At 58.5% G+C, this 8554-nt stretch carries 8 protein-coding genes; 4 read left to right on the forward strand and 4 right to left on the reverse strand.

What is annotated here, in order from left to right; genetic code table 11:
- On the forward strand, positions 1-889 hold an 889-nt coding region (locus tag A3754_RS13605; RefSeq protein WP_197468653.1), incomplete at its 5' end, for an efflux RND transporter permease subunit.
- Between the two features lie 267 nt (positions 890-1156).
- Positions 1157-1327 (forward strand): BlaI/MecI/CopY family transcriptional regulator, encoded by a 171-nt coding sequence (locus A3754_RS13610; RefSeq protein ID WP_230457727.1) that lies wholly within the window; start codon positions 1157-1159, stop codon positions 1325-1327.
- A 64-nt stretch (positions 1328-1391) separates the two neighbouring features.
- On the opposite strand, the gene cadR is transcribed toward A3754_RS13610, so the two are convergent.
- Complete coding sequence (gene cadR / locus A3754_RS13615; RefSeq protein WP_004364961.1) at positions 1392-1799, reverse strand: Cd(II)/Pb(II)-responsive transcriptional regulator; 408 nt, start codon at positions 1797-1799, stop codon at positions 1392-1394.
- 95 nt (positions 1800-1894) lie between these two features.
- Between cadR and A3754_RS13620 the strand changes: the two genes are divergently transcribed.
- On the forward strand, positions 1895-2791 hold the full coding sequence (locus tag A3754_RS13620) for a cation transporter (protein ID WP_063508761.1): 897 nt from the start codon (positions 1895-1897) through the stop codon (positions 2789-2791).
- 3 nt (positions 2792-2794) lie between these two features.
- Positions 2795-3304 (forward strand): signal peptidase II, encoded by a 510-nt coding sequence (lspA, locus tag A3754_RS13625; RefSeq protein ID WP_063508760.1) that lies wholly within the window; start codon positions 2795-2797, stop codon positions 3302-3304.
- Positions 3305-3463: 159 nt separating this feature from the next.
- Here lspA and A3754_RS13630 read toward each other — a convergent pair whose 3' ends face one another.
- From A3754_RS13630 to A3754_RS13640, 3 genes are all read right to left on the reverse strand, one after another.
- Positions 3464-6577 (reverse strand): efflux RND transporter permease subunit, encoded by a 3114-nt coding sequence (locus A3754_RS13630; RefSeq protein ID WP_062817555.1) that lies wholly within the window; start codon positions 6575-6577, stop codon positions 3464-3466.
- Positions 6578-6589: 12 nt separating this feature from the next.
- A complete protein-coding gene (locus A3754_RS13635; protein WP_062817554.1) occupies positions 6590-7543 on the reverse strand; it encodes an efflux RND transporter periplasmic adaptor subunit in 954 nt (317 codons plus the stop codon).
- A 15-nt stretch (positions 7544-7558) separates the two neighbouring features.
- A partial coding sequence (locus tag A3754_RS13640) for a TolC family protein (RefSeq protein ID WP_063520126.1) occupies positions 7559-8554 on the reverse strand: 996 nt, incomplete at its 5' end.

Raw genomic sequence — 8554 nt, forward strand, 5'->3', positions numbered from 1 at the left:
TGGTTTGATTGGTGGTGAAAACATCGGTGAGACAGTGGAAGGGCTGGAGCGTTACCCGATCAGCCTTCGATATCCTCGCGAGTGGCGCGACACGGTGCATCGCTTACGCGATTTGCCCATAGTCACTCCCGAAGGAAAACAAATTACCCTCGGAACCGTGGCGGATATCAAGATTACCGATGGGCCACCGATGTTAAAAAGTGAGAATGGCCGACTGTCTGGGTGGGTGTATATCGATGTTCGGGGGCGTGACCTAGCCTCGGTAGTGGATGATCTACGTGCCTCAGTGAATGATGGAGTCAGGCTGCCAGAGGGGGTCAGCTTGTCCTTTGCCGGTCAGTTTGAGTTCCTGGAGCGGGCCAATGCGAGACTGAAAGTGGTGGTGCCGGCGACCTTACTGATTATTTTCGTACTGTTATTCCTGACCTTTCACCGTATCGGTGAAGCCTTGCTGATTATGGCTACGTTACCGTTTGCGGTGACCGGCGGTATCTGGTTCTTGTATCTGCTGGACTACAACTTGTCGGTGGCTACTGGTGTCGGCTTCATCGCCCTGGCGGGTGTCGCTGCCGAGTTTGGCGTGATCATGTTGCTGTACCTAAAGCAGGCGTGGCAGGAGAGGCAGGAGCAGGGCCAAAAGGATGAAGCTGCCTTGATGGGTGCTATCCGTGATGGCGCGGTATTACGTGTTCGACCTAAGGCGATGACTGTAGCTGTTATTATTGCCGGTCTTCTTCCGATTTTCTGGGGGGGAGGCACAGGTAGCGAGATCATGAGCCGCATTGCTGCGCCCATGGTAGGAGGGATGGTAACAGCACCTTTGTTATCACTTTTCGTGCTGCCCGCAGCCTATCTGCTGATGCAACGACGCAACAGGAATCCGGGTTAACCAAGCTTAAAGCTTGGGTGGTTGCGATTGTGAATAAGTAAATAGAGCACATAAGGATCGCAATCTTTTGGTCTTGGCACCCTGCTTAGTGTCAGATCAGCACTGATCTGACACTAATAATCGGCGGGGGTTACAGGTGTTAAAGACAAAATTTTTCCGTGTGATGCTGGGAGGGGGGGGGGCTAGCCATACAAAAGCCGATTGACGATCGGTTTTATGTGTGTCAGTCTGATTGCCAGATTGATAATCTCTAAGTGGTCAGGATTCATGCAGCTGGGTGAACTAGAAAAGCAAGTCTTGCAATACTTCTGGAAGGGGCGCACGGCAGACGCAAAATCTGTCTATGCGCATTTCGAGAAGCAGCGCGGAGGTACCTTGAATACTATCCAGAGCACGCTGGATCGATTGTTCAAGAGGGTAAGCGGATTAAATGGTTGATCTTACCTTTGCATGAGAGTGAGACAGACCGGCATCTCATCGGATTATCTGGTTGATGCTTCACCTACTGCTGGTGCATGTTTCCTTCGCTAATTCCAGCAAGAACCCCACACGCCTCAACTTCCCGGTCATCGTTGCAACTCGCTCTCAGTGAAACGAGTTGTTTCTCAAGCGCTTGCAGAGCGGTTATCTGCGACCGCACATGAGAGATGTGATCATCGAGCAAGGCGTTGACGGCGGTACAAGGCTGATGAGGGTCGTCCTGATAGCTCTGTAGTTCGTGAATCTCAGCCAGTGACAGGCCCAGGATTCTGCAGCGACGGATGAAGGCCAGCCCCTCACCATGCTTCTCGGTATAGACACGGTAACCGTTGTCCTGCCGATCAGGCGGCGGCAACAAGCCCTGCTGTTCATAGAAGCGGATCGTCTGTGTTTCGACCCCTACCAACTGCGCCAACTGACCAATGCGCATCAGCCTCCTCCCCAACGGATTCTTTACTCTATTGACCTTATAGTAGCTTTATAGTTTTAAATGGTACCACAACATTGTTCAAGTGGAGTCGTATCATGAGCAAATCCTGTGGTGGCGCCTGTGGCGGTGATGCAACGTCCGCAGCGGATACCGATATACAGGCCTCCTCCGAGGCGCCAGGGAGATGGGTCAGTGTTTATGCCGTGCCGAAGATGGACTGTCCATCAGAAGAACGAATGATTCGCCTAGCCCTGAACGGCTTTGAGGAGATTCGGGCGCTGTCCTTCGACTTGTCGAACCGCCGGCTGAAGGTCGTGCATGACGGCGAGGTCGAGCCCGTCACCTCGAAACTGAAGACCTTGGGGCTAGGCGCCTCGCTTCAGGAAACCGTCGCTGCAAATCCGGAGACCATCAAGGCCGCCGAGTTTTCGGCAGCTTCTGCTAAGCAAGAATCCGGGACCCTGCGCTGGTTGCTCGGCATCAATGCACTTCTGTTCGTGGTGGAAATGACTGCCGGTCTGATCGCCCAGTCCACCGGCCTGATTGGAGAGTCCCTGGATAATTTTGCCGATGCGGCCGTGTACGGGCTTGCCCTTTATGCGGTTGGTCACAGCGTGAAAATGCAGCTACGTGCTGCCCATCTTGCGGGAGTCCTGCAACTGATCTTGGCTGTTGGCGTACTCATAGAGGTGGTGAGACGCTTTGTATTCGGTAGTGAGCCTGAATCGCTGGTGATGATGGCTATCGCATTCGTCGCGTTGATTGCCAATACCAGTTGTCTGCTGCTGATAGCCAAACACCGGGAGGGCGGAGCGCACATGAAGGCAAGCTGGATATTCTCGGCCAACGACGTGGTGATCAACCTGGGGGTCATTACCGCCGGCGTTCTGGTCGCGTGGACCGGCTCCAATTATCCGGATCTGGTTATCGGTAGCATCGCGGGGCTCGTCGTGCTTAACGGTGCCAGGCGCATTCTGGCGCTCAAGGGTTAAAGCATGCCCTTTATTGGCAACAATCTCTCGCCGTATGTCCTGTTTTCCATATCCGGCCTGATAGCAGCATCGGACCAAACTGTAAAATGGCTGGTTCAACAAACAATGGCTTATGGCGAGTCGATCGCGGTGACCCCGTTCTTTAACTGGGTGCACGTATGGAACACCGGTGCCGCATTCAGTCTGTTCGCAAATGCTGGGGGCTGGCAGCGCTATTTTTTTATCGGAATCGCGGTAGTGGTCTCGGTCGTGCTGATCAAGCTGATTCGTGAAAAAGGTCATAATGGAGACGCCATCGCTTACAGTCTTATCCTCGGTGGCGCCATGGGCAATCTGATTGACCGGATCTTTCGCGGCTATGTTGTAGATGCCTTCGATTTCTATTGGCGAGACTGGCACTGGCCAGCCTTCAACCTTGCCGATATTGCAATTGTCCTCGGTGCATTGCTTCTCGTTTTCGTAGGCTTACTGCGAAAAGAAAATCCCAATGCCGAGTTGGATGGATCTTCCTGAAACCTTAGCGGAAAAAAGCCTTAAAAATGCGCTCGGTTTGACCGTGCTTGCCAGTCGGTAAGGCTGCATTTCCTGGCCGGCAATCAATGCCGAACTTGTTTCTCGAAAACGACCCGCTCCCGGCCAAATGGCGGCCAAGAGCGGGCTACCCGGATGCAATTACACCTTTTCATCCTGGCGGTGCAGCAATGTGTACAGAATTGGCAGTACAAACAGCGTCAGTAGCGTCGATGAGATAATCCCGCCTATCACCACTGTGGCCAGCGGCCTTTGAACCTCAGCGCCGGTACCCGTATTGAGGGCCATGGGCACGAAGCCAAGACTGGCGACCAGTGCGGTCATCAGGACCGGACGCAAACGAATAAGAGCACCTTCCACCACGGCGGAAACCAGATCACCCTGGTTGTGCCAAAGATCCCGAATAAACGCCACCATCACCAGACCATTGAGTACCGCCACCCCCGACAGGGCTATAAAGCCCACACCGGCGGAGATCGACAGCGGCATGTCCCGCAGCCACAGTAGCAGCACGCCACCGGTCAGGGCCAGGGGGACGCCGCTGAAGATGATCAGCGCATCTTTCAGCGATCTGAATGCCATCACCAGCAGGGCAATGATGATCGCCAGGGTCACGGGCACGACAATGGCAAGGCGCTGGCTGGCGGATTCCAGTTGCTCGAAGGTACCGCCGTAATCCAGCCAGTACCCGGCGGGCAGATCCACTTCCTGTCGAACTCTTCCTTTGATCTCCTCCACAAAGCCGCCCAGATCGCGATCCCGGACATTGGCGGTGACCACCACCCGTCGCTTGCCGTTCTCCCGGCTGATCTGGTTGGGGGCCGGAGCCAACTCCAGCGCCGCCACTTCTGACAGTGGCACATAGCCGCCTCCCGGCAGGGGCACCGGCAGATCCGCCAGGCTGTCCACATCCCGGCGGATGACCTCGGGCAGGCGCACCACCAGTTGGAAGCGGCGATCCCCTTCGTAGATCAGGCCGGCGTTTTCGCCACCTACACCCGCTGCCACCAGATCCTGAAGATCATCCACGGTCAGGCCGTAGCGGGATAGCGCCATGCGTTTGGGGTGCACCGACAGCATGGGCAGCCCGGTGATTTGCTCCACCCGGGCATCGGTGGCCCCTTCCACTGACTCCACGACTTCGAGCACCACATTGGCGGCATTGAGCATCTGGTCTAGGTCGTCCCCGAATACCTTGATGCCCAGGTCCGCCCGCACACCGGAGATCAGTTCGTTGAAGCGCATCTCGATGGGTTGGGTGAACTCGTAGTTGTTCCCGGGCAATTGCCCGACCGCCGCCTGAATCTCGGCAATCAGCTCATCTCGCGGTTTGTCCGGGTTCGGCCATTGCTCGCGCGGCTTGAGAATCACGAAACTGTCCGCGATATTCGGTGGCATGGGGTCGGTGGCCACCTCCGGTGTCCCGATTCGCGAGAATACCTTGTCTACCTCGGGGAAGGCCTTGATGCGCCGCTCCAAAGGTTTCTGCATCGCAATGGATTGCTCCAGACCTGTGCCGGGAATGCGCAGGGCTTGCACAGTCATATCACCCTCGCTGAGCTGGGGGATGAATTCCGACCCCAGGGTGGTTGCTAGCCAGATACAGACCGCCAGTAGGGCGCCGGCGCCCCCCAGTACCGGCCAGCGGAATTTCAGGGCCAGCTCCAGCGCCGGGCGATAGATCCCTTTGGCCGCACTGATGGCGGCACTTTCCTTTTCGCGGATCCTGCCTGTGAGGAACACCGCAACGGCGGCGGGGACGATGGTGAGCGAAAACACCATGGCTGACACCAGGGCCATGACCACGGTGGCGGCCATGGGATGGAACATCTTGCCCTCTACCCCTGTGAGGGAGAAGATGGGGATGTAAACTACGGTAATGATCGCCACCCCGAACAGGCTCGGACGTATCACCTCGGTCGTGGCTTCATAGACGACCTGCAGCCGTTCCTTGAGCGGCAGGCGCGCACCCGTAGCCTGCTGAGACCCGGCCAGGCGCCGGATGCAGTTCTCCACGATAATCACCGCGCCATCGACAATCAGCCCGAAGTCGAGTGCCCCCAGGCTCATCAGGTTGGCGGAAACGCCGGTCCTCACCATGCCAGTGATGGTGGCGAGCATCGACAGGGGGATCACCGCCGCGGTAATAAGGGCGGCCCGCAGGTTGCCCAGCAGCAGGAACAGCACCACGATCACCAGCAGCGCACCCTCAAGCAGATTCTTCTCCACCGTGGCGATGGCCTTGTCCACCAGAGTGGTGCGGTCATAGACGGCTTCCACGCGAATGCCCTCGGGCAGGGATGGCCGGATATCCTCCAGCCGCTCGCTAACGGCCCGGGCGACACTACGGGAATTTTCTCCCATCAACATCATGGCGGTGCCGATCACCGTTTCCACGCCGTCGCGGGTGGCAGCCCCGGTGCGCAGCTCCTTGCCAATGGCCACTTCCGCGACATCCTTCACCCGGAGGGGCACGCCATCGCGGTTGGCGATCACTACTTGTTCGATGTCGCCGATGGTCTTCAGTTGGCCGGGGGAGCGCACCAGCAGCTGCTGGCCATTGCGTTCGATATAGCCAGCGCCACGGTTGGCGTTGTTGGCCCTCAGTGCCGCCACCAAGTCCTCGAGGCTGACGCCGAGCTCCAACAATTTTTTCGGGGAGGGCGTGACGTGATACTGCTTGTCGTAGCCGCCGATGGAATTGATTTCGATCACCCCGGGCACCTGGGCCAGTTGAGGTTTGATGATCCAGTCCTGCACTTCCCGCAGGGCAGTGGCATCCCAGGGCTCACCATTTTCCCGGGTGGCGCCGGGCGCCGCATCCACGGTGTACATGAAAATCTCGCCCAACCCGGTGGCGATGGGGCCCATCTCCGGCTCCAGCCCAGGCGGAAGGACGCTTTTGATGGCGCCAAGGCGCTCGTTGATCAAGTTGCGGGCGAAATAGATGTCCGTGCCTTCTTCGAACACCACGGTCACCTGGGACAGGCCGTAACGGGACAGGGATCGGGTGTAGGACAGGCTGGGCAGGCCGTACAGCGCCGTCTCCACCGGGAACGTGATGCGCTGCTCTGTCTCCAGGGGTGAATAACCGGGTGCCTCGGTGTTGATCTGCACCTGGACATTGGTGATATCAGGTACCGCGTCGATGGGCAGGCGCTGGAAACTCCAGACACCGACACCGATCAGCACCAGAATCAGCGAAAGCATGAGATAGCGCCGTTCTACAGAGAGGCGCACGATAGCGTCGATCATAGTGGCCTCCTGTTAATCGTCGTCTGACACGCTGGATTTTTCGATATCCGCCTTGATGAGATAGCTGTTCTCCACCACGTAGCGTTCGCCGGGCTTCAGGCCAGAAAGTATTTCGGTGAACTGGCCATCCGTGCGGCCCAACTCGACAGGCCGGGGCTCAAAGCTATTGCCTTCTTGCACAAACACGACCTGGGATTCGTCGAGCAACTGCAGGGCCCGATTTTCTATCACCAGCGGCACTTCGATACGCTCTACCACGATGCTCGCCGAAACCAGCCGGCCCGGTGAAAGCAGCTCCTCTGCGTTGGCAATTTCTGCCCGGGCAATGACGTAGGGCGAGCCGCTGTTCTGCGGCACGATATGACTGATCCTGGACTCGTGCTGGGCATCTCCGGTGTCAATTCGCACCAGCTGTCCTGGTGCGATTTCGCGGCGCTGCCCCGGGAAGATTTTCAATTCCACCCATAGCGGGTCGAGCTTGGCGATGGTGAACAGCGCCTGCTCCCCGGCCAGCTCGCCGACGTTGATATTGCGCTGGATAACGGTACCGGCGAAAGGCGCACGCAAGGTGTAGGGTTGGAGGCTGTCGTTGGATTCGATGCTGGCCAGTGGCTCGCCAGCCTTGACCGCGTCACCGAGACTGGCATTGATTTTCGTAACCTGACCCGGGAAGCGTGCCCTGATCAGGGCAATCCCGTCGGGATTGGGAACAAGGCGGCCATAACTGCTGATGGTGCGCTCCAGGATGCCGGCACCTGCGGCCTTGCTTCGGATACCGGCTTGCTCCGCCATCTCGGCGGAGATTTCCGCGTGAGTGCTCTCCGACTCCTCGTGCTCGCCGCGCTCTTCGTTGACGTCACCGTGCGCATGCGAATCATCACTGTGATCATCTTCCGCGGCATGAGTCGGTCCGGCCGTCAGCACATAAACGCTGGCAAGTATGAGTAAATAGTTAACGACTTTCATGGTAGTAATCCTTGTTCAGCGGCCAGCCAGAGGCTGCGCCGTCAGTTGTTCGATCAGCGACTGGTTGAGCAGCGCCGTGGTGGCGGCGTCGACCAGCGCCTGCCGGGCGGAGAGCAATTCCCGCTGCGCGGCGGTCCACTCCACATAGCTGTAGCGACCTTTCTCGTAGGCCTCGCGGGTCTGGCTGAGGGCATCACTCAGATCGGGAAGCACTTGGCCGCGAATCTGCTCAACCGCCTCGATGTTTTGCTGCCGCTGTCGGTAAGCCTCGAACAGGCGCGAGTGGAGGCGAAGCAGGGTGTCCTCCCGGCGGTACCGGACTTCATCCCGCGCCGCCAGAGCGGCTTGCACTTCGCCGCGATTGCGCCGTCCGGAAAACAGCGGTACGGAAAACCCGCCGACCAGCGCCGAGTCATCCGTCTCCTCGAACTGCCGGACACCCACCTGCCAGCGGATATCGCTCTCGGACTGGCTCCGTGCCAATTGGACTTCCGCCTCACGGACGCGCCGCTCGCTGGCATAGATTTGAATGGCCGGGCTCTCACTGACCCGCTGGTACAGGATCTCGAAACTGTCGGAGGACCCGAACTGGAACAGGTCGCCCTCCAGACTCTGAAAGTCCGGACGGGTATCACCCCAGAGCGAAGCCAGAGCTATTTTCCGGCTCTCGTATTCGCTTAACACGCGGGACTGCTCGATACGACTCCGGGTGAGCGCGGCCCTGGCGCGCATGACTTCGGCTTGGGGCGCCGCGCCCCGGTCGGCGCGACGGGTGACGATCTCGTGGGTGGCCTCGGTCAGCGCCACAGCGTCAGCGGCCAGTTCAAGTTTTTCCTGCAGGGCCAAGGTGGCGACAAAACGCTGGGCCACCTGTCCCAGCACATCCAGGGTTTCGGCCTGGCGCTCGGCCTCGACCAGAGCGTATCGCGAGTCGACGACGCTGACGCGGGCCTCACGCTTGCCGCCAAGTTCGAGAACCGATGACAAGGACAGGGTGTACTCTGCCGCGTC

Source organism: Alcanivorax sp. HI0083 (assembly GCF_001635175.1).

Bases quoted from the DNA above. Each gene is read 5' to 3' on its own strand.
- A3754_RS13610 (WP_230457727.1), top strand. From the start codon at position 1,157: ATGCAGCTGGGTGAACTAGAAAAGCAAGTCTTGCAATACTTCTGGAAG.
- cadR (WP_004364961.1), bottom strand. From the start codon at position 1,799: ATGCGCATTGGTCAGTTGGCGCAGTTGGTAGGGGTCGAAACACAGACG.
- A3754_RS13620 (WP_063508761.1), top strand. From the start codon at position 1,895: ATGAGCAAATCCTGTGGTGGCGCCTGTGGCGGTGATGCAACGTCCGCA.
- lspA (WP_063508760.1), top strand. From the start codon at position 2,795: ATGCCCTTTATTGGCAACAATCTCTCGCCGTATGTCCTGTTTTCCATA.
- A3754_RS13630 (WP_062817555.1), bottom strand. From the start codon at position 6,577: ATGATCGACGCTATCGTGCGCCTCTCTGTAGAACGGCGCTATCTCATG.
- A3754_RS13635 (WP_062817554.1), bottom strand. From the start codon at position 7,543: ATGAAAGTCGTTAACTATTTACTCATACTTGCCAGCGTTTATGTGCTG.